Annotated in this window: 22 protein-coding genes and 1 tRNA gene; 12 read left to right on the top strand and 11 right to left on the bottom strand. The window is 68.1% G+C overall.

Features of this window, described 5'->3' with window-relative positions; genetic code table 11:
- Window positions 1-68: 68 nt before the first annotated feature.
- Window positions 69-1,313, top strand: coding sequence for a terminase large subunit domain-containing protein (locus Q7J26_RS04550; RefSeq protein WP_304935322.1), 1,245 nt, complete (start codon window positions 69-71; stop codon window positions 1,311-1,313).
- A 10-nt stretch (window positions 1,314-1,323) separates the two neighbouring features.
- On the opposite strand, the gene Q7J26_RS04555 is transcribed toward Q7J26_RS04550, so the two are convergent.
- Together Q7J26_RS04555 and Q7J26_RS04560 are read right to left on the bottom strand one after the other, a co-directional pair.
- Window positions 1,324-2,478 (bottom strand): hypothetical protein, encoded by a 1,155-nt coding sequence (locus Q7J26_RS04555; protein WP_304935323.1) that lies wholly within the window; start codon window positions 2,476-2,478, stop codon window positions 1,324-1,326.
- 92 nt (window positions 2,479-2,570) lie between these two features.
- A complete protein-coding gene (locus Q7J26_RS04560; RefSeq protein WP_304935324.1) occupies window positions 2,571-4,745 on the bottom strand; it encodes a TonB-dependent receptor domain-containing protein in 2,175 nt (724 codons plus the stop codon).
- Between the two features lie 147 nt (window positions 4,746-4,892).
- Here Q7J26_RS04560 and Q7J26_RS04565 point away from each other — a divergent pair, with 147 nt between their 5' ends.
- Together Q7J26_RS04565 and Q7J26_RS04570 are read left to right on the top strand one after the other, a co-directional pair.
- Window positions 4,893-5,096: a twin transmembrane helix small protein gene (locus tag Q7J26_RS04565; RefSeq protein WP_304935325.1), complete on the top strand. Its 204-nt coding sequence runs from the start codon at window positions 4,893-4,895 to the stop codon at window positions 5,094-5,096.
- Between the two features lie 2 nt (window positions 5,097-5,098).
- Complete coding sequence (locus Q7J26_RS04570) at window positions 5,099-5,671, top strand: cob(I)yrinic acid a,c-diamide adenosyltransferase (protein WP_035311081.1); 573 nt, start codon at window positions 5,099-5,101, stop codon at window positions 5,669-5,671.
- Window positions 5,672-5,931: 260 nt separating this feature from the next.
- Here Q7J26_RS04570 and Q7J26_RS04575 read toward each other — a convergent pair whose 3' ends face one another.
- Both Q7J26_RS04575 and Q7J26_RS04580 read right to left on the bottom strand, forming a co-directional pair.
- Window positions 5,932-7,479 (bottom strand): S41 family peptidase, encoded by a 1,548-nt coding sequence (locus tag Q7J26_RS04575; protein WP_304935326.1) that lies wholly within the window; start codon window positions 7,477-7,479, stop codon window positions 5,932-5,934.
- A 343-nt stretch (window positions 7,480-7,822) separates the two neighbouring features.
- On the bottom strand, window positions 7,823-8,167 hold the full coding sequence (locus tag Q7J26_RS04580; protein WP_304935327.1) for a hypothetical protein: 345 nt from the start codon (window positions 8,165-8,167) through the stop codon (window positions 7,823-7,825).
- Between the two features lie 115 nt (window positions 8,168-8,282).
- Between Q7J26_RS04580 and Q7J26_RS04585 the strand changes: the two genes are divergently transcribed.
- From Q7J26_RS04585 to Q7J26_RS04600, 4 genes are all read left to right on the top strand, one after another.
- On the top strand, window positions 8,283-9,047 hold the full coding sequence (locus tag Q7J26_RS04585; protein WP_304935328.1) for an electron transfer flavoprotein subunit beta/FixA family protein: 765 nt from the start codon (window positions 8,283-8,285) through the stop codon (window positions 9,045-9,047).
- A gap of 1 nt (window position 9,048) precedes the next feature.
- Complete coding sequence (locus Q7J26_RS04590; protein ID WP_304935329.1) at window positions 9,049-9,978, top strand: electron transfer flavoprotein subunit alpha/FixB family protein; 930 nt, start codon at window positions 9,049-9,051, stop codon at window positions 9,976-9,978.
- An 87-nt stretch (window positions 9,979-10,065) separates the two neighbouring features.
- A complete protein-coding gene (locus Q7J26_RS04595; protein WP_304935330.1) occupies window positions 10,066-10,359 on the top strand; it encodes a DUF167 domain-containing protein in 294 nt (97 codons plus the stop codon).
- 141 nt (window positions 10,360-10,500) lie between these two features.
- Window positions 10,501-11,679, top strand: a complete 1,179-nt coding sequence (locus tag Q7J26_RS04600; RefSeq protein ID WP_304935331.1) for an alkaline phosphatase — start codon at window positions 10,501-10,503, stop codon at window positions 11,677-11,679.
- A 17-nt stretch (window positions 11,680-11,696) separates the two neighbouring features.
- Here the strand turns inward: Q7J26_RS04600 and Q7J26_RS04605 are convergent.
- From Q7J26_RS04605 to Q7J26_RS04615, 3 genes are all read right to left on the bottom strand, one after another.
- A tRNA-Arg gene (locus Q7J26_RS04605) sits at window positions 11,697-11,773 on the bottom strand.
- Window positions 11,774-11,945: 172 nt separating this feature from the next.
- Window positions 11,946-12,749: an SDR family oxidoreductase gene (locus tag Q7J26_RS04610; RefSeq protein WP_304935332.1), complete on the bottom strand. Its 804-nt coding sequence runs from the start codon at window positions 12,747-12,749 to the stop codon at window positions 11,946-11,948.
- Window positions 12,746-13,051: a 4a-hydroxytetrahydrobiopterin dehydratase gene (locus tag Q7J26_RS04615; RefSeq protein ID WP_304935333.1), complete on the bottom strand. Its 306-nt coding sequence runs from the start codon at window positions 13,049-13,051 to the stop codon at window positions 12,746-12,748. The genes Q7J26_RS04610 and Q7J26_RS04615 overlap by 4 nt, the downstream gene beginning before the upstream one ends.
- Window positions 13,052-13,203: 152 nt before the next feature.
- Between Q7J26_RS04615 and Q7J26_RS04620 the strand changes: the two genes are divergently transcribed.
- From Q7J26_RS04620 to Q7J26_RS04640, 5 genes are all read left to right on the top strand, one after another.
- Complete coding sequence (locus Q7J26_RS04620) at window positions 13,204-13,917, top strand: Crp/Fnr family transcriptional regulator (protein WP_304935334.1); 714 nt, start codon at window positions 13,204-13,206, stop codon at window positions 13,915-13,917.
- 40 nt (window positions 13,918-13,957) lie between these two features.
- A complete protein-coding gene (locus tag Q7J26_RS04625; protein WP_304935335.1) occupies window positions 13,958-14,746 on the top strand; it encodes a class I SAM-dependent methyltransferase in 789 nt (262 codons plus the stop codon).
- The gene (ubiB, locus tag Q7J26_RS04630) at window positions 14,734-16,311 is read left to right on the top strand and encodes a 2-polyprenylphenol 6-hydroxylase (RefSeq protein WP_304935336.1); all 1,578 of its coding nucleotides are present in this window, start codon (window positions 14,734-14,736) and stop codon (window positions 16,309-16,311) included. Before Q7J26_RS04625 ends, ubiB begins: the two co-directional genes overlap by 13 nt.
- Window positions 16,312-16,324: 13 nt before the next feature.
- Window positions 16,325-16,816 carry a hypothetical protein gene (locus Q7J26_RS04635; RefSeq protein WP_304935337.1) on the top strand — a complete coding sequence of 164 codons (492 nt, stop codon included), beginning with the start codon at window positions 16,325-16,327 and terminating at the stop codon, window positions 16,814-16,816.
- A 108-nt stretch (window positions 16,817-16,924) separates the two neighbouring features.
- Window positions 16,925-17,710, top strand: a complete 786-nt coding sequence (locus Q7J26_RS04640) for a hypothetical protein (RefSeq protein WP_304935338.1) — start codon at window positions 16,925-16,927, stop codon at window positions 17,708-17,710.
- Between the two features lie 9 nt (window positions 17,711-17,719).
- On the opposite strand, the gene Q7J26_RS04645 is transcribed toward Q7J26_RS04640, so the two are convergent.
- From Q7J26_RS04645 to Q7J26_RS04660, 4 genes are all read right to left on the bottom strand, one after another.
- The gene (locus Q7J26_RS04645; RefSeq protein ID WP_304935339.1) at window positions 17,720-18,328 is read right to left on the bottom strand and encodes a hypothetical protein; all 609 of its coding nucleotides are present in this window, start codon (window positions 18,326-18,328) and stop codon (window positions 17,720-17,722) included.
- An 84-nt stretch (window positions 18,329-18,412) separates the two neighbouring features.
- A complete protein-coding gene (arfB, locus tag Q7J26_RS04650; RefSeq protein ID WP_271165650.1) occupies window positions 18,413-18,817 on the bottom strand; it encodes an alternative ribosome rescue aminoacyl-tRNA hydrolase ArfB in 405 nt (134 codons plus the stop codon).
- Entirely contained in the window at window positions 18,814-19,272 is a 459-nt protein-coding gene (locus Q7J26_RS04655) for a YaiI/YqxD family protein (protein ID WP_304935340.1), read from the bottom strand. The genes arfB and Q7J26_RS04655 overlap by 4 nt, the downstream gene beginning before the upstream one ends.
- Before the next feature lie 214 nt (window positions 19,273-19,486).
- The gene (locus Q7J26_RS04660; protein ID WP_304935341.1) at window positions 19,487-19,999 is read right to left on the bottom strand and encodes a hypothetical protein; all 513 of its coding nucleotides are present in this window, start codon (window positions 19,997-19,999) and stop codon (window positions 19,487-19,489) included.
- Window positions 20,000-20,284 lie beyond the last annotated feature (285 nt).

Below are 20,284 nucleotides of genomic sequence, written 5' to 3' on the forward strand. Positions count from 1 at the left end.
CCCCCCCCCCCCCCCCCCCCCCCCCCCCCCCCCCCCAGACGCTGGCGGGGGCGTCGTGGATCGCGGACATGGCCGAGCGGCTGGGGCCGGGCGGGCGGCTGGCGCTGATCGGGCCGACCTTGCACGATGTGCGCGAGGTGATGATCGCCGGGCCGTCGGGGGTGATGAGCCTGCCGCGCTGGACGGATGTCGGACGGGACGGCGAGGTCGAGTGGCGGGGGCCGGAGTATCAGCCGTCGCGGCGGCGGCTGGTGTTTCCGGGCGGGGCCGAGGCCTTCGTCTTCTCGGCCGAAGACCCCGACAGCCTGCGCGGCCCCCAGTTCGCCGCCGCCTGGGCCGACGAATTCTGCGCCTGGCGCAACGGCGGGGAGACGCTGGCTCTGCTGCGGATGGGGCTGAGGTTAAGGTTGCCAGAGCCGGACTCCCCAGCCGTCGATCCAAGCGCGGCGCATAACGGGGGAGTGGGGGCTCAAGGAGCGAGCGACCGCGTCGCGAGCGGTAGCCCCCGGCTGGTCGTCACGACCACGCCGCGCCCGACAAGGGCGCTCAAGGCGCTCCGCGCCGAGGAATCCTGTGCGCTCACCCATGCGACGACGCGGGACAATGGGGATCATCTGGCGCCGGGGTTTCTGGAGGGGCTGGAGCGGCTGTACGGCGGGACGCGGCGGGCGGCGCAGGAGCTGGAGGGCATGGTGGTCGAGCCCGAGGGCGGGCTGTTCACCGCCGAGATGATGGCGGCGGCGCGGGGGGCGGCGCCGGCCCCGGTAGAGGGGCGGCCGGTCTATGAGCGGGTGGTGGTGGGGCTGGACCCCACCTGTTCGCGCGGCGGGGACGCCTGCGGCATCGTGGCGGTGGGGCGGCGCGGGGATACGGCCTGGGTGCTGGCCGACCGCTCGATGCGGGGGCTGTCGCCGCAGAAATGGGCCGAGCGGGCGATGGAGACGGCGCGGCTGTTCGGCGCCCGCACCATCGTGGGCGAGGTCAACCAGGGCGGGGACATGGTCGAGGCGGTGCTGAAGGCGGCCGGGTGCGGGGCGGATGGGGAGAACATCGGCTTTACGGCGGTGCGGGCCTCGCGCGGCAAGGCGGCGCGGGCCGAGCCGGTGGCGGCCCTGTATGAACAGGGGCGGGTCCGGCATGCGGGCGTCTTTGCGGCGCTGGAGGAGGAGCTGATGGAACTGGGCGCCGAGGAAGAGGGGGAGGCTGCCGGATCGGGGGAGGGGCATTGGGACCGGGCCGACGCCCTGGTCTGGGCCGTCACCGACCTGATGCTGGACGGCCGGGGCGCGGGGCCGCGGGTGCGGGCGCTCTAGACGGCTCCAACTAGGCCGCCATCATGCCGATGTCGTCGGGGCTCTCGCCGCGGCCCAAGAGGCCGGTCTCGAAGTCCATGAAGATGTCCATCAGCTCCTCGACGCTGGCCGGATGGGCGGCCGGGCCGAAGCGGAAACGCCAGTAGCTGACGATATGCTGGACCGCGCCCAGCTGGTCGCCCAGCTTGGCGAACATCGAGGGGGCGTCCAGCAGGAAGTCGCGGAAGGCGGTCGGGCGGCCCTCCTGGGTCAGGCGGGCGTAGGCGTCGTCATAGATGCTGAGGGTGCGGCTGACCTCGTCGCAGGTGCGGATGATGCGGCCGCGCAGCACGGCGCGGCTGCGGTCCAGATATTCGCGGGCGGGGCGGTCGATCTTGCCGATCGGCTTGATGGTGCGCACGGCCTCGGCCACGGCGGCGACCTCGCCCAGCAGGGTGGACAGGGTCCATTTGTAATAGAGGAAACCCTTCCAGCAGAAGACGCCCTCCTGATACTGTTCCGGCGCCAGGCGCAGGGTCAGGCGCAGGGCGTCCAGCTGATCGCCGGGGCTGTTGGACAGGATCTTGGCCGCCATCCGCGCCGCCGAGTCCGAGGCCACCGCGAAGGTGTCGGCCCCCAGGCTGAGGGTGACCAGGGGCTCGATCTCGCTATGGACGAAGGCCAGCATCCGCTGCAGGTCGCCGTCGCTGATGGAGAAATAGCAGGGCGCGGGGTCCAGCCCGCCGCGCCGCAGCTGTTCGCGCAGCAGGAAGGGGTCCAGCGACGGCAGCTTGTCGATCAGGCGCAGCGTCTCGAGGTCGGGATGGGTGGCGGCGACGCCGAAGGCCTCGGTCATCATCCGCTCGAAGCCGATCTGGTTGACGAAGACATAGCGGCCGCCGGTCTTCAGATCTTCGTCGTCGATGGGGATGACCACCTTGGTGGCGACCTGGCGGCGGCCGGTGAAGAGGTCGGTCTCGTTGCGCCGCAGCCGGTGCTTGATGATCAGGGAGCGGTTCAGGGCGGGGGTGCGAAAGACCGGGCGGGCGGCCCAGTCGGGGTTGCGCACGGCGCCGTCGGACCGGCTTTCGCCGTTCTCCTCCCACACGCGCAACAGGTTCAGCACGCGGGCGGTGGAGGCGGAGCCCCGGAGGTGTTCAAGGTTGCGGACGGCGCGATCAGTCATGCCGCGCAGATTGCAACGCCAATCGTGACTAATGGCTTAGCTGTGGCGCATAAAAACCAGGGGTCGGCGAACCGACCCCTGGGCGTCGCCGATCAGAAGGCGGCCGTGACCGACAGCCACAGGCGCCGGGGCTCCTGATTATTGGCGTAGAGGTTGGTGTAGGAGACGGCGCCCGTGCTCGTATTGCTGACGTAGGAACCGTAGCTGACGAAATCCTTGTCCAGCAGATTGTAGACGGCGCCGTTGATCGTGACGCGGTCGTTGACGGCGTAGGACCCGCCTAGGTGGAAGACCTCATAGGCGCGATAATCGCCCCAGGTCGCCTTGGCCCGGCTGGTCGATGAATCCTCGGCGCGATAGCGGTCGCTGCGATATTCGCCGCGCAGCCACAGGTTCAGCTTGTCGTTAACGGTCCAGCGGACGGCGGCGTTCAGCATGTGTTCGGGCGTGTCGCTGAGCGGCTGACCGGCCTCGGCGCCGCTCTTTTGCTCGGAGTCGGTGTAGGTGTAGTTTCCGGTCAGCGACCAGTCGGGGGCGAAGCCCCAGCGGAAAGAGGCCTCGACCCCGCGCGTCACCGCCTCGTCAATATTGACGGTCTGGCTGAAGGTCTCGACCAGGGGCCAGAAGCCGTAGTCGGCGCAGTTGGGCAGGGCCTGTTCGCCGGCCTGATACTGGGCCTGGGTCAGGCCGAACGAACAGTTGTTCAGCGGCACGCCGGTGGCGATCTTGTCCTCGAACTCATTGTTGAAGACGGTCAGATTGGCGCGGAAGTTCGAGCGGTTGTCGTAGAAGACGGCCAGTTCCGAACTGGTGCTGGTTTCGGGCTTCAGGCTCGGGGTGCCGACCGTCGGGCGCGTGCCCTGGCCGGTGAAGCCGGTGATCCCATCGACGATCTGATCCAGGCGCGGGGTCTTGAAGCCCTGGCTGACGCCGCCCTTCAGGGTCCAGTTCGTGGTCGCGTTCCACACCAGATAGGCGCGCGGGCTGAAATGGGAGCCGAACTGGCTGTGGTCGTCGTGCCGGGCGCCCAGGGTCAGGGCCAGGGTGTCGGTGAACCGCCATTCGTCCTCGGCGAACAGGGCCCATTGCTGGTGCTCGTAGGGGGCGACGGCGACCCCGTCGATCATTTCGGCGTCCCAGTACTGGCCGCCGACGGTGAAGGTGTGGTTGCGCCAGGACGAGAACAGCTTGGTGTCGAAAATGGTGTTGGTCGCCGTCAGTTCTCGCGGACCGCCGGCGCCCGGCACCCCGGCCGGGACGATCCGGCCAATCGTTTCGCGTTCGCCGCGCGACAGGGTGGACTGCAGCTCGCCGAAGGCCAGGCGCCAGTTATGGGCCAGGACATATTCCTCCTGGTTGAACTCCATGTCGGGGGCGTAGCCCTGGATGCCCAGGGTGCCCAGCTGGCCGGCCGAGTTGTCGTACCATTGGCGGGTCACGTCCACGTCCAGCATCAGGTCGTGGTCGGGGTGGGCCGTCAGGGCCAGGCGGCCGCCCAGCGACCAGATCTCGTTCTCGACGGGGCTGGGGCCGCGCGTGCTGACGACCGCATTGCCGCCGGCGTCGGTCTCATAGGTCAGTTCGGAGGCTTCGCGGGTCTGGTAACGGCCGCGCAGCGCCCCGCCCAGCAGACCGGGGATCAGCGGACCCGAGGCATAGAGGTTGGAGCCGTACAGATTGCCGAACTGGTCGTCGCCCTGAACCGTGGCGTCGGCCGTGATCGCCCCGGTCCAGACCGTTCCGACCTTGCGGGTGATGATATTGACCACCCCGCCCATGGCGTCGGAGCCGTAGAGGGTCGAGACCGGGCCGCGCACCACCTCGATCCGCTCGATGGAGGACATGGGCGGGATGAAGCTGGTCGAGGTCTCGCCGAAGCCGTTGGGGGTGATGGAGCCGGCGGCGTTCTGGCGACGGCCGTCGATCAGGACCAGGGTATAGTCCGACGGCATGCCGCGAATGGAGATGTTCAGGCCGCCGGTCTTGCCCGCCGTGGCGCCCACATCCACCCCTTCGACATTGGCCAGGGCCTCGGCCAGGCTCTGATAGCGTTCGCGCTCCAGCTCGGACCGCGACAGGACGCTTATCGAGGCGGGGGCCTGTTCGATCCGCTGTTCGAAGCCGGCGGCGGTGACGACGATGTCGTCCAGGGTCGCGGCGGGATCCGTTTGCCGCGCGGTCTGGCCAGAGGCTTGAGCGGCGGCGGAGGTCAGGCCAAGCACGCACGCCGCGCCAGCGAGGACACGGTTGCGGGTCGAAAGTCTCATTACGGTTACAGCCCCGGTTAGATTTGCGACCGCCTCTCAACATCATTCGCAATCTTAGGCCAAGGGGGGTGTGCGGAAGGGTCGCAAGGGGGGCGACCTGCGGGGGGTCGCTGGCGCTCGGAGCAGGCGGAGACTAAGAACAGGGTCATGCAGATGTTCGACATCCTGGTCATCGCCGCCATCATCGCCGTCACGGTGACGCTGGGTCTGGGCCTCTATTCGCTGTTCCGGGGCGGGGACTACGCCCTGAGCCATTCCAACAAGCTGATGCGGTGGCGGGTCGGGCTTCAGGCCGTGGCCGTGCTGATCCTGGTCGGCGGCATGGTGTGGAAGGCGACGCAAGGGGGCTGATCATGGTGACGCTGAACAAGATCTACACCCGAACCGGCGACGACGGTCAGACCCGGCTGGCCTCGGGCGCGCCGGTGTCCAAGACCAATCCCCGGGTCGAGGCTTACGGCGCGGTGGACGAGCTGAACGCCGTCCTCGGCGTGGCGCGGCTGAACAGCGGCCAGAACGACCGGATCGACGCCATGCTGGCCCGGATCCAGAACGAACTGTTCGACCTGGGCGCCGACCTGGCCACCCCGCTGGACCCGCCCCCGGCCTGGGAGGCGCTGCGCATCCTGGACAGCCAGGTCGAGCGGCTTGAGCAGGAAATCGACTGGATGAACGAAAGCCTGAAGCCGCTGGACAGTTTCATCCTGCCCGGCGGCTCGCCCCTGTCGACCCATCTGCACGTGGCCCGGACCGTGTGCCGCCGCGCCGAGCGCGAGGCGGTGCGGCTGGTCGAGGCGGGCGAGGCGGTCAATGGGGCGGCGGTGCGGTATCTGAACCGGCTGTCGGACCATTTGTTCGTCGCGGGGCGTCGGGCGAATGCGAACGGGGCCAACGACGTGAAATGGAAGCCGGGGGCGACCCGGTAGGGCTGTAACGTCCATACATGACGAAAGAAGAGAGGGCGGCCTCACCTCTCTGCGCGCGAAGGCGCGTGGGGAGGACAGGTCGCGCTTGCGACCAGGCGGGGGCGACTCCGGCGGTGGGGCTGATCCCAAGAGCGTCTGACACCGAGTCGCCCCCTCCTGGCGTTCGCTGACGCTCTCGCCTGTCCTCCCCGTCGGCCTTCGCCGGCGGGGAGGGGTTGTTTGGTCGGGCGTGGGGCGGCCCATCTTTGTCGCCGCCCCCCTCAGTGCGGAAGCGTCGTCACCCAGGCCTCAAGCGCCGCCGTGTCGTTCATGTCTCCGTCAAAGCGATGGAGGGGTGTCACGGGCTGATTATGTCCCCGCTCCCGGCCGATATAGAATTTCATCGGTAAGGATATGCCGCCGAGGCCGCTGGGAACCCGGATGGATCGCGTTTCCATATAGACGGTATCGGCCCCGGTCTCGCGCCCGATGGGTTTTGCGCCGAGACGAACCCACAGGTCCACGGCGTCGAGACAGGCCGACATGCAGGTCTCGTCCGTCAACACGAACACGGTCCCTTGCGGCGGTTGAAACGCCAACGTCTCGGCGTCGGCCGCCGAGCCGCTATCGAGATCGGGCCTTATGACCCAGCGATCATCGCCTCTCGCCAGCGCCTGCTCCAATCCGGCGATAGAATTTTGATACCAGGCCCTGGCGTCGCTTGAGAGGTTTCCTTTCGCATCGCGCTTTTCCAGATTCGCGCGCATGGCCTGCAGATTGTCTTCGGAGGCGCGCCAAACGACTGTCATGGGAGGTTCGGGCGCTTGCTGAAACGCGCCGGGGCCCCATAGGCTTTCGGCGATCCGATGCGACCAAAGGGATGATCCGCCGCCATTGCCGCGAAGGTCGAAGACAATCGCCGGGGCTGAACGCAGGGCGTCGGCCTGTGCCGCGATCTGCGTGATCAAGGCGGCAAGACTGCGCCCGTCTTCACTTTCCGGATCTCCGTTGAAGGTCGGTAGTTTGATCCAGTAACGCCCGTCGTCCAGGCGGCGCATCCCGATCGCCCCTCGCGTGCGGGCCGGAAAAACATCATAGCGGGAATAGAAGTCGGGTCCGGCCGGTCGCCAGTCCAGCTCGACTGCGCGGGCGCCGGCGGGGGTTTCGAGGACGCAGTTTTTGATGGGGTCGACGTAAGGGTCGCCCGTATCGATCATGACCCATCCGCCGAACGACAGGCGTTGGGACACCAGTTCCCAACGTCCGAAGCGGGCGCCGATCCGTTCATTTCCGATCTGGAAGGCGTCGCGACCGTCACAGGACGAGATCCGGTCGCCGACAGCGACGCCCGCCCAGGGTTCGGCGACTGTGACGACAAGCCCTCTGGCCCCATCATCCTTGGCGATGAACCCTGGCCAGGTGTCCGCCTTGTCTGGCGTCGATCCGTAGACGCCGAAGCCGAGATGGCCGTCATTGAACGCCGCCACATAGTGCTGCAGGGCGTAGAAGTAGTCGGCGAAACTGTCGGCGGCGTCGGCCCGGGTCAGAGCCAGGACGTATTGCGCTTCGTTCAGGCGCGCGAACTGGGGGTCGTCGGGGTTGACCATGCCGGGATGACTGGACGCGATGGCGTCATGGATCGCTGTCGCGTCCTCGCGCAGGGTTTTGCCCCAGTCTCTGTCCGCCGGGAGTTGAGCTGGGGACGGGGCTGCGTTCTGGGCGCCTGATCCTGAAGACGAGGCGGCGGCTTGGGTCTCGGCGGGGAAGGTTGCGGCCGACAGGGCCAAGGCCCCCGCCGCGACAAGCGCAAGGCGACGCATAGACGGCATAGAAGTCCCCCTTCGGCCGCAACCTCCGGGCGGCGCGGCTGGTCCCCAGAGTAGGCGGGCGTCAGGGGGCGGGCAAGACGGTCGCTCGTCAGACAAGGGCGAGCTGAGCGGCGCGGTAGGGGCCGCACCGTCCATACAGGACGAAAGAAGAGAGGGCGGCGTCACCTCTCCGCGCGCGAAGGCGCGTGGGGAGGACAGGTCGCGCTTGCGACCAGGAGGGGGCGACTCCGGCAGTGGGGTTGACCAAGCCAGCGTCTGACACCGAGTCGCCCCCACCTGGCGGTCGCTGACGCTCTCGCCTGTCCTCCCCGTCGGCCTTCGCCGACGGGGAGGTGAAGGGCGCTCAGGTCGCCGGTCTTGCCGCCGCCAACGCCGCCTTCTGGCGGGTGATTTCGGCGGCGCGGGCGCGGTCCTGGGCGGCGAGTTCGTCTTCGATGCGGATCAGTTCGCGGTTCTTTTCGTCCGAGGCCTGGGCGCGGGAGACGCCGTTGGGGCGGCCGGTGATCTCGGCGATGGAGATGGGCTGGGCGCAGATGCGGTTTTCCATGTCGTACCATTTGCCCGCCGCCTCGCAGCGTTCGCCCGGCGCGACCCAATAGGCCTGGACCGCGAAAACGCCCGCGATGGACACGCCGAACAGGGCGAAGAAGATCATGGCCAGGCGGGGAAAGGTCAGAAAACGCTTCATCTCAGCATCCGTTAGGCGGGTTTTGCACGGGAGCTTGACCCCGCGTTACGTTGACAGGCCTTCGCGACCGCTCCATGTCCTGCCCCTACATTCAGGCGAATTCACGGATAGACCCATGAAGGTTCTCGTCCCCGTCAAACGGGTGATCGACTATAACGTCAAGGCCCGCGTCAAGGCTGACCAGTCCGGCGTCGATCTGGCCAACGTCAAGATGAGCATGAATCCCTTCGACGAAATCGCCGTCGAAGAGGCGGTTCGTCTGAAGGAAGGCAAGGAACATCACGCCGCCGGCACCGCGACCGAGATCGTCGTGGTCTCCATCGGCGTGACCCAGGCCCAGGAAACCATCCGCACCGCCTTGGCCATGGGCGCGGATCGGGGCATCCTGATTCAGTCGGACACGGACCTGGAGCCGCTGGCGGTCGCCAAACTGCTGAAGGCGGTGGTCGAGGAAGAAAAGCCCGACCTGGTGCTGATGGGCAAACAGTCGATCGACGGCGACAATAATGCGGTGGGCCAGATGCTGGCCGCCCTGCTGGACTGGCCCCAGGCGACCTTCGCCGGCAAGCTGGTCATCGACGGCGGAAAAGCCACGGTGACGCGTGAGGTCGATGGCGGTCTGCAGACCCTGGCCGCCGACCTGCCGGCGGTGGTGACGGTGGACCTGCGGCTGAACACGCCGCGCTACGCCTCCCTGCCCAATATCATGAAGGCCAAGAAGAAGGAGATCGCCGTCAAGGCGGTCGCCGACTATGGCGTCGATGTCGCCGACCGACTGAAGGTCCTGAAGGTCACCGAGCCGCCCAAGCGGTCGGCCGGCGTCAAGGTGGCCGATGCGGCCGAACTGGTTTCCAAGCTCAAGTCCGTGGGAGCGCTGTAATATGGCTGTCCTCGTCATCGCCGATCACGACGGTTCGACCGTTCGCGACACCACCCACAAGACCGTGACCGCTGCGCTGGGCCTGTCGTCCGACGTGGACGTCCTGGTCGTGGGCCAGGGCGCGCAGGCCGCTGCTGATGCGGCTTCGAAAATCGCCGGCGTTCGCAAGGTGCTGCTGGCCGAGAGCGCCGGCCTGGGCCACGGCCTAGCCGAGGCGGTTACCGACACCGTCGTGCCCCTGGCCGCCGGCTACGACGCCATCCTGACGCCGGCCTCGACGGACGGGAAGAATTTCGCGCCCCGGATCGCCGCCAAGCTGGACGTCGCCCCGATCTCGGACATCATCGAGGTGGTGTCGGCCGATACCTTCGTGCGGCCGATCTACGCCGGCAACGCCCTGGAGACGGTCCAGTCGGCCGACGCCAAAAAGGTGATCACCGTGCGCCCGACGGCCTTCGCCGCTGCGGCTGAGGGCGGTTCCTCCCCGGTCGAGAGCGTCGCCGGCGCCGATGCGCCCAAGACGGCCTTCGTCTCGGAAGAAATGGTCAAGTCGGACCGCCCCGAACTGGGCGCCGCCAAGATCGTGGTCTCGGGCGGTCGCGCCCTGGGCTCGGCGGACGAGTTCCACGCGGTTCTGGAACCCCTGGCCGACAAGCTGGGCGCCGCCATCGGCGCCTCGCGCGCGGCGGTGGACGCCGGCTACGCCCCCAACGACTATCAGGTCGGCCAGACCGGCAAGGTGGTGGCCCCGGCCCTGTACATCGCCATCGGCATCTCGGGCGCCATCCAGCACCTGGCCGGGATGAAGGACTCCAAGACCATCGTCGCCATCAACAAGGACCCGGACGCCCCGATCTTCCAGGTCGCGGACTATGGTCTGGTCGGCGACTACAAGACCATCGTGCCGGAACTGATGACCGCTCTGGGCTGAGGCTTTGGGCTGAGGCTCGGCGGGATTATCCGATAAGGGAAGGGCGCGACGCCGGACGTCGCGCCCTTTTGCTATTGCGGGGACCGAATGGCCCGACTGCCCATCAAGCTTCAGCCCGGCGCCTCCAGCGACCGGATCGACGGCTGGGACGCAGATCCCGAAGGCCGGCCCGTGCTGAAGGTGCGGGTGCGCGCACGGCCCGTCGACGGCGAGGCCAACGCCGCCCTGGTGAAATTCCTGGCCAAGGCGCTCGGGGTGTCGCGGTCCTCGGTCGTGCTGGAGCGGGGCGGGCAGTCGCGGCTGAAAATGGTCTCCGTCGAGGGGCTGGACAAGGCGGAGATGAAGGCGCGGATCGACGCGGCCACAGGCGAGGCGGGCTGAACCGCCCAGAGCCGCCCGGAGTCGCCCAGAACCGCATCGCCGTCGGGGTGGGGGACGGCGACTGTCACAGGTTCGCGGTAGACAGGCCGGGGCGGATCGGGGGACGCGGGCGGCCTTGTCTGATTTGCTGGACCGACGCCCATGACCCCTGTCTCCCTCCGCCTGGTTTCCGCCCTCGCGCTTGCGATCGGTCTTTACGCCTCTGGCGCCTCGGCCCAGACGGCCCAGACGGCGGCCCGACCACCGGTCGAACAGAGCCAGGGCCGGGCGAAGAATGTGATCCTGTTCCTGGCGGACGCCGGGGGCGTGGCCTCGGTCCATGCGGCCAGCGTGATGGCCTATGGCGAGCCGCTGAGGCTGCACGTCCAGCAGTGGCCGAACCTGGGGCTGAGCGAGACCTCGCCGGTCGACGCCTTCGTGTCGGACTCGGCCAACGGCATGAGCGCCATCGTGACCGGGGTGAAGACCCACAATGGGGTGATCAGCCAGGGCCCGGACGGCGAACGCGGCCGGCGCGACGGGACGCCGACCCAGACGGTGCTGGAATACGCCGAGCAACACGGCCTGCTGACCGGGGTGGTGACCAATCAGCCGATCACCGACGCGACCCCGGCCGCGACCTACGCCCATTCCAACGACCGCGGCAAATGGGGCGAGATCTTCCCCCAGGCCTTTTCGCCGCGCTTCGGCGACGGGGTGGATGTGCTGATCGGATCGGGCCGGACGGAGATCGCTGAACAGATGGCGGCGAACGGCGTCAGCTATGACAGCCTGGCCCGGGCGCACGACCGGCCGATCTATGCGACGCTGGAGGCGGCGTCGGCGGGGAACCGGCGGCCCGTGGTCGTGGCCGAAGAGATCGACGTGCGGGCGGCGACCCTGAGGGCGCTGGACCTGCTGCAGGCGGGGGACAAGGGCTATCTGCTGGTGGTGGAATGGGACGCCCACACCGACGATCCCCGCCAGGGGCTGCAGAACATCGCCGACCTGGACCGGCTTATCGCCGAGGTGCAGTCGCGCGTCGATCTGGACGACACCCTGATGATCTTCACCGCCGACCATTCCTTCGGCCTGCAGGTCGACGGCGGGCGGCGCGGCCAGCCCCTGCTGGAAGGCTATGAGGCCTGGAAGGCGCGGGACGGCGACGACCGCGTGGTGCGGCTGGAGAATGTCATGGTCAACCGCACCCATACGGCCGAGGAAGTCCCGGCCCTGGCCATCGGCGTCGGCGCCGAACGGGTGCGGGGCTATTTCCCCAACACCCATCTGTTCGATGTGATGATGAAGGCCTTCGGCTGGACGCCCTCGTCCGGCGACTGAGACTTCAAGAGAGGAAGTGGCGCACCCGACAGGATTCGAACCTGTGACCCCTGCCTTCGGAGGGCAGTACTCTATCCAGCTGAGCTACGGGTGCGCATGCGGCGTGACGCCGAAAGGGCCGCTTACAGCAAGCTGCGGGCGGCCTCAATCCCGAATAAGCGCAAGACGGTCGGATGACTGTCTTCTACCGCCGTCGCCGGGCCCCCCTGGCCTCAAGCAGCGCGAAGCGCGATAGGCCCCTAAGAAAGCAATAGGGCGCTTGCGCCCTATTGCGCGGTCATGCCCCCGTCGATCTTGAACTCGGAGCCGGTGACGAACTTGGACTCGTCGGAGGCGAGATAGAGGACGCAGTAGGCGACGTCGTCGGGTTCGCCGATCCGCTTCAGCGGGATGCCGCGGGTCAGGCGTTCGTGGGCCTTGGCCTCGTCGCCGCCGGCCATGGCGATGAAGGGGTCCAGGATCGGGGTCTTGATGAAGACCGGGTGCACCGAGTTGCAGCGGACGTTCCAGTCGGCCTTGGCCGCCTCGAGCGCCAGGGTCTTGGTGTACATCCAGACGGCGGCCTTGGTGGCGTTATAGGCGCCCATGCCGGGGGCGGCGACCAGGCCGGCGATGGACGAGATGTTGATGATCGAGGCGGGGGCGGCGGCGCGCAGATGCGGCATGGCGTGTTTGGCGCCCAGCATGATGGACCGCAGATTGATCTCGTACTGACGCTGCCAGTTCTCGACCGTGTCCTGTTCGACGAAGGCCAGCGGCCCGCCGACGCCGGCGTTGTTGACCAGGACCGACAGGCCGCCCAGGTCGGCCACGGCGGCGGCGATCACCCGCTCCCAGTCGGCTTCGCCGGCGACGTCATGGACATAGGCGAAGGCGGCGCCGGGGACTTCGGCGTTGATGCGGGAGGCCAGCAGGCCGGCGCGTTCGCCGTCGATGTCGGTCAGGGCCAGCCGGGCGCCCTCGCGCGCCATCATCCAGGCCATGGCCTCGCCCAGGCCGCCGGCGGCGCCGGTGATCAGGACGGTCTTGCCGGCGACGCGGCCCGGGCGGGCGGAGGAAGCGGCGCTCACGAGATCACGCCCATGTCGGCGGCGGCGGCGTCGATGAACCGGGCCAGGGTCACGTCCTTGTCGGTCACGCCGCCGGCGTCGTGGGTGGTCAGCAGCACCTCGACCCGATCATAGACGTTCGACCATTCGGGATGGTGATCCATCTTGTCGGCCATCAGGGCGACACGGGTCATGAAGCCGAAGGCGGCGTTGAAATCGGCGAACTTCAGGCTGCGTGAAATGGCCGGCCGATCGCCGTCCTGTGGGCGCCAGGCGGGCAGGGTCTTCAGGGCTTCCGCAACGTCAAGGCGAGTGTCGGTCATGGGCTTTCCTCTTTTCTTCCGGCGTAAGGCGCCCGGCGGATCGCGGCAAGCGCGCGCAGATGTCTCCCAAAAGGTTGCGGAACGCAGAGCCAAGCTCTGGCGTTATCGGACGTCGCGAAAGCGTCGCTGTTTCTGGTGCGGAGGAAGTGGATATGGACAATCTGTGGCTCGCCGCCCTGGACGCGGCCGACCGGAAGCGGATCGAACCTCACCTGAGGGAGCACGAGATCACGCGCGGTCAGATGCTTTACGACGCCGGCGAGGCGGTCGATCAGGTCTGGTTCCCGCTCAAGGGCGTGGTGTCGCTAATGACCGTCCTGCCTGACGACAAGATGGTGGAGACCGCCGCCATCGGGCGCGAAGGCCTGGTCGGGGTGACCTGCGGCCCGTTCAACGCCCGCGCCGCCAGCCGCGCCATTTCCCAGGGCGAAGGGGTGGCCGCCTGTTGTTCGGCCGAGGCGTTCGGGGAAGCGCTGGACGAGAGCGAAGGCCTGCGCCAGGCCCTGTCGCGCTTCACCGAAGGCCTGATGGCCCAGGTGCAGCAGGCCGCCGCCTGCAACGCACAGCACCGGCTGGACGAGCGGCTGGCGCGCTGGCTGCTGATGCTGCACGACCGGGCCGAAGACGACCGGGTCGACCTGACCCAGGCCGACATCGCCGGCATGCTGGGGGTGCGACGCGCCACCGTGTCCGAGGTCGGCACCGTGCTGGAGGGCAAGAAGCTGATCCAGCGCGGCCGGGGCTGGGTCCGGGTGCTGGACCGCGACGGGCTCGAGGCCGCCTCGTGCGGTTGTTACGGCCTGATGCGCGAGGTGATGAAGGATCTGGAGCTGCCCCAGCCTGAAGCCGGGCCGGAAGCCGCCTGATCGCGTGACGGGCGGCGCTTGACGCGCTAGACCCCCGGTTATGACCGACGCCTCCTCCCATGGCCCGCATTCGTCGGGCGACCGTTCTTCCTTCGGCTTCCGCGACGTCGATGCGCGCGAGAAGGTGAAGATGGTGCGCGGGGTCTTCGATTCCGTCGCCTCCAGCTACGACGTCATGAACGACCTGATGAGCGTCGGCGTCCACCGGGTCTGGAAGGACATCGCCGCCGCCAAGCTGAATCCCCGGCCCGGCGAGACCATCCTGGACGTGGCCGGCGGCACCGGCGACATGGCGCGTCGCTATTCGAAGATGGCGCGCGCGGCCCAGGAGCGACGCGGCGGGGACGACGCCAATGTGATCGTGCTGGACTACAACGCCGAGATGATCCTGGCCGGGGTCCACAAGGGCGGCGAGCCGGAGATGAGCTGGTCGGTCGGGGACGCCATGGCCCTGCCCCTGCCGGACGCCTCGGTCGACGCCTATTCGATCAGTTTCGGCATCCGCAACGTGGCCCATATCGACAAGGCCCTGACCGAGGCGCGGCGCGTGCTGAAGCCGGGCGGGCGGTTCCTGTGCCTGGAGTTCTCGCGCCCCACCACCGGGCCGGTGCGCAAACTGTATGACGCCTGGTCCTTCCACGCCATTCCGCGCATCGGCGGCTGGGTGGCCAAGGATCGCGACTCCTATCAGTATCTGGTCGAAAGCATCCGCCGCTTCCCCGACCAGACGGCCTTCAAGGGCCTGATCGAGGACGCCGGCTTCAAACGCGTCTCGGTGACCAATCTGTCGGGCGGGATCGCCGCCATCCACCACGGGTGGGCGATCTGACCCGGATCTATCGCACGGCCCCGCCGCCGCCCGCCACGGTCGCGGTGCAGAACCCGGTCGCGGCCTGTCTGCGCCTGCTGGGCTGGCTATGGGTTCTAGCGCGGCATGACGCCCTGATCCCGCGCGAAGCCAATCCCCTGCTGCCTGTCTGGGCCCGACCCTTCGCCCGCGCGGTGCAGATGCTGGCGGGCCGCGACGGACGTCAGGGCCGGCCGGGCCAGAGGCTGGGCCAGGCGTTCGAACATCTGGGGCCTGTGGCGATCAAACTGGGTCAGGTCCTGGCCACCCGCGCCGACATCTTCGGCCTGCAGTTCGCGCGCGACCTGGGCCGGTTGAAGGACGCCCTGCCGCCCTTTCCGCTGGAAGAGGCGCGGCGCGAGATCGAGAAGTCGCTGGGCCGGCCGGTCGAAAGCCTGTTCATCGATCTGAGCCCGCCGGTCGCCGCCGCCTCCCTGGCCCAGGCGCACCGGGCGACCCTGGCTGACGGTCGGGCCGTGGCGGTCAAGGTGCTGCGGCCGGGGGTCGAGCGCCGGGTCGCCGACGGTCTGGACGCCATGCGTTTGGGCGCCGCTCTGGTCTGGCGGCTGGTTCCCCTGTCGCGCCGGCTGGAACCCCAGGCCTTTGTCGAGACCATCGCCAATTCGATGGATCTGGAGCTGGACATGCGGCTGGAGGCGGCCGCCGCCAGTGAAATGGCCGATGTCATGGCCAAGGACGGCTATATGTCCGCCCCGGCCGTCATCTGGGACGGGGTGGGCAAACGGGTGCTGACGCTGGAATGGGCCAAGGGCGTGCCCATGACCGACCCGGCCCTGCTGGACCTGCCGGGCCTGGACACCGACCTGTTGGCCGACAATGTGGTGCGCGCCTTCCTGGTTCAGGCCCTGGATCACGGCGTCTTCCACGCCGACCTGCACGAGGGCAATCTGTTCGCCAACGCCCCGGCGCATCTGACGGCCATCGACTTCGGCATCGTCGGGCGGCTGGGTCCGGCCGAGCGGCGCTATCTGGCCGAGATCCTGTGGGGCTTCATCTCGCGGGACTACGACCGGATCGCCCGGGTCCATTTCGAGGCCGGCTATGTGCCCGCCCATCATTCGGTCGAGACCTTCGCCCAGGCCCTGCGCGCCGTGGGCGAGCCGGTGATCGGCCGGGCCGCCAGCCAGGTATCGATGGGCAGGCTGCTGGGCCAATTGTTCGAGATCACCGCCCTGTTCGACATGCGGCTGAGGCCCGAGCTGATCCTGCTGCAAAAGACCATGGTCTCGGTCGAGGGGGTGGCGCGTCGGCTGCAACCCGATCATGACCTGTGGAAGGCCGCCCAGCCGGTGGTCGAACGCTGGATCCGTCGTGAACTGGGGCCCCAGGCCCAGGCCCGCGACGCCCTGAACGAGATGATCGCGGCGGCCCGGGCCATCTCGCGCCTGGTGCAGGACCCGCCCCGTCCGGCGGCCGTGGTCATCGAAAAGTCGGGAACTCCCGCTTGGGTGACGGCTTCAGTCATGGTCGCCGTGATCGCGGCCCTGACGGCCCTGGGCCTTTCGCTCTGGCCCTATCTGCACTGACCGGAGCCTTCGCATGAAGTCGACCCTGATTAAGACCGTTCTGACGACGACCGTCATGGGCGCCGCCCTGCTGCTGGCCCCTCTGTCCGCTTCGGCCCAATCGGGCGGTGCGGCCTCTGCCGGCGCCGTGCCCAATAGTTTCGATGGTCCGGCCCAGGCCGGTCCTCAAACGCCGCCGACAGCCCCGACCGCGCCTGCGGTCCAGGCGCCGGACGTCGCGCGTTCGCAGGAAGCCCTCAGCGACGTCATCGCCGCAGTCCAGGGGGCCGGTTTCGACTATTCGGTGTTCACGGCGGATCTCGCCGCCCGGATGCGCCAGCTCTCGCCGGAGATCACGCCTCTGATCAAGAGTTTCGGCGCCGTTCGATCCGTCGATTTCATGGCGGCGGAGGGCGAGGCCCAGTTGTTCCGTGTGACCTTCGACAACAAGGTGACCGAGTGGATGATCCTGTTCGATCCCGAGGACAAGATCGCCGGCCTGCGGTTCCGACCGGTCGAGGGCTGACGGGCGACAGCCTGGGCTGGACGACCTGGCGCCGGGCCACGCTAAGGCCAAGCTGATGCGCTAAGCCCTGGAATGACGGCGCTTTTCCCGTCCTCTGGGGTTTCAGACATGAAATATTCGCTTGTCGGCCTGGGCGTTCCGGCCGTTCTCGCCCTTCTCACCGCCTGCGCCGCCGGACCGGGCGGTGGCGGCAAGGGGCCGGACGGCGGACCTCTGCCACAGCCAAGACAGGTTTTCGTCAGCCCCTTCGGCGAACTGTTTGTGTCCGAGGCGGGCGAGCCCTATCCGGTGGCCGCCTGGTTTGCGGACGCAGACGCCGACAGCGACGGCCGGCTTACTGCGGACGAGTTCGCCGCCGACGGTCAGCGCTGGTTCGCCCGGCTGGACCAGGATGCGGACGGGATCGTGGGGCCGGCGGAAATCTTCGCCTATGAACGCATGGTCGACGCGACCTTCGCCTCGGTGGGCGGCATGGGCGGCATGCCTGGCCGTCCCGGCGGTGGACGCGGCCCAGGCGCGGGCAGGGGCGGGCCTTCTGCGGGCGGCCAGATGAACCTGGACGACGACCAAAGCGGATCGCCCATGGGCGGCGGCCAGGACGGCCCCCCGATGGGCGGCGGTCAGGAAGCGCCGAGCCCCGCCGCGCCCCGCGCCCAGCCCTATCGCAGCGGGACCGAACGCCTGGCCCGCGCCGGTCTTCTGTCCGTGCCCCAGCCGGTCCGCGCCGCCGACCGCAACGCAGACCAGAAGATCACGCCCGATGAATGGGTCGCCGCAGGCGAACGATGGTTCATGCTTCTGGATCAGGACCACGACGGGGTTCTGACCCTGGAAAGCCTGCCCAAGACGGCGGTGCAGGGCGGGCGGGGCGGCGGACGGCCGCCGCGCCGCTGATCCCTTCGATCAGACCGTGGACGGCGGCGGTTCGTCGCCGTCCGGGACCGGCCCGGTCTGATGATACAGGCGGGCGGCGGCGTAGCAGGGGGCCAGGGTGCAGGTCTTCATCACCACGCGCGCCGTGAAGACGCCGTCGGCGGCCGGGCGGATGTTGATGACCGGCTCCGAGTCGGGAAGGGTGTCGCGCTCGATGATCTTTCCGGCGGGGTCCAGCAGCTCCAGGTCCAGGTCGGAGCATTCGTTGTCGCAGGCGCCGAGGATCCGATAGGTCTCGCCCCGTTTCAGGGTCAGCCGCCAGGCGTGGACCTCGGTGGGCTGCATGGCCGCCACGGCGTCAGGGACGCCGGATACGGGCGAAAACCCCTTGGCCAGCTGCTTGGCGACCTCGTCCAGATAGCCGCGCGCCATGTCGCGAAACTCCTGCCGTTCCGCTTCGGACAGCGAGACCTGGGGCGTGGCGTCGATGATGGCCTGGTCCTGTTCGGACTTGGCGGGGGCCGAGGGGCCGGGGTCCGGGCGCTCGTCGCGCGCCGCCGTCTGGTCGCCGGGCGAGCAGGCGGCGAGACCGCCCGCCGCCAGAATCAATCCCAAGCTCATCACCTGAAGCCGCCGCATCTCGATCTCCGTCAACCGTTGCCGTGGACAGGACAACGAGGCGGCGGGCGGCCCGTTCCCGGGTTAACCGTATGACGGCGAAGCTCAGTCGTCGCGGGCCGGACGGCCCCGGCCGCTCTTGATCGCCGAACGGGTGGTCTTGGCCTTCAGCCGGCGTTCTTTCGACGCCTTGGTGGGCCGGGTCGGGACGCGGAAGACCGGACGGATCGAGGCCTCGTCCACCATCGCCTGAAGCCGTTCGATCGCGTCGGCGCGGTTGCGCTCCTGGGTGCGGTGGCGGACGGCGGTGATCAGGATCACCCCCTCCAGCGTCAGCCGACTGCCGGCCAGCTTCATCAGCCGCGCCTTGACCGGCTCGGTCAGGCTGGGGGAGTTCTTGACGTCGAACCGCATCTGGACGGCGGTCGAGACCTTGTTGACGTTCTGGCCGCCCGGTCCGCCGGCGCGGTAGAAGTGGAACTCCAGCTCGTCCTCGGGGATCGTCGTCATGTCGCGACCCGACGCGCCTTGACCACGGCCTGGTCCAGGGCCTGGAGGAAGCGCGACCGGTCGGCGGCCGAGAAGGGCGGCGGGCCGGATGTCGCCACCCCCATCGACCGCAGATGCTCGCCCACCATCCGCCCGGCCAGGGCCGAGCCGATCGAGTCCGGGGTGAAAGGCTGGCCGTTGGACTTCAGCGCCTGGGCGCCGGCCTTCAGGCAGCGGTCGGCCAGGGGAATGTCGGCGGTGATGACCACATCGCCCACGCCCGCCCGTTCGGCGATCCAGTCGTCGGCCACGTCCGGCCCGGCGTCCACCACCACCTGTTCGATCAGGGCCTCGCGCGGGACCTGCATCCAGCCGTTGGACACCACATAGGTCTTCAGCCCATAGCGCCGCGCCACGCGATAGACCTCCTCCTTCACCGGGCAGGCGTCGGCGTCGATGTAGAGGGCGGTCGGCATGGGCCTGACCTAGCGCGGACGGGGGCGGGTCGTCGATACCCGGTCACCGCCTGCGCCTGCGGCGCTCTCCTCTCATTCCGTCATCCTCGGCCTTGTGCCGAGGATCCATACGCCCGGTGCGTCCGTAGCGGATTCGGTCAAGAATGAATTTGGCGAGGGTTTGGGAGCGGCAGAGAGCGTATCGTTCGAGGGTAGAAGCGACAAAGTCGTCGGCTTATTGCCCTAGTAGGTACTCCGCGAAGTCCTCACTGAGGTTCCACCGGGGTACTTGATTCTTACGCACATCGTAGATCGCGCCGTAATGCTCGCAGATTTGGAGCTTGGCGAGGAGTTCGTCGTGGTCCTCGTGGTAATATGAGAAGAACGGAATTGGACCGGGATTGTAGCCCACGCGCTTGGAGAGGGCGATTATCTCCCTAGTAAAAGGCTTCGAACGTAGGTCCGTCCGCATCTCTCCGATGAGTTCTGGCATCTTCGCCTCAAGGCTCGCAAAGTCTCGGCCCTTTCGAACTACGTAGCCCCTAATCTCTACCGCTGCTGCGGCCTCGGCAAAGGTCTTCCACTCGATGAGATCGGCGACGTCGTAGGAGGAGTCATCGACATCGACGAGGCGGCTGCATTGCTGGCAAAGCCATATGCCGTTATCGGCCGCTCGCCTGCCTTCGTTCGTCAGGTTTTCATTAAAACGTGGCCCGCGCTCGGAAGCTGCGGTGATGTGTGCGGCCACGCCAAGGCTTATGGTTCCCCCGTCCGCCCCTGGACCACTCGTTGGTTTGCGGCAGTCCGGGTTTGAGCACCTAAACCCGACCCGCTTAGCCAAGCGTTGAGCTGTCGCCTGCGTGAAATCATCTCTCATTGGACTTGTGTAATCACAAAGGCGTCGCTGCCCAATGGTCTCGTGAGCGTCCGCGACGGTCGAGTTGCGAATTGACGTCTACTCGGAAAGCAGGTTTTGGAGCAAAGGTGCCGGTCTTGCGGACGCACCCCCTCCGTCACGGCGCGAAGACGCGCC

This window comes from Brevundimonas sp. (assembly GCF_030656255.1).
GTDB lineage: Bacteria > Pseudomonadota > Alphaproteobacteria > Caulobacterales > Caulobacteraceae > Brevundimonas.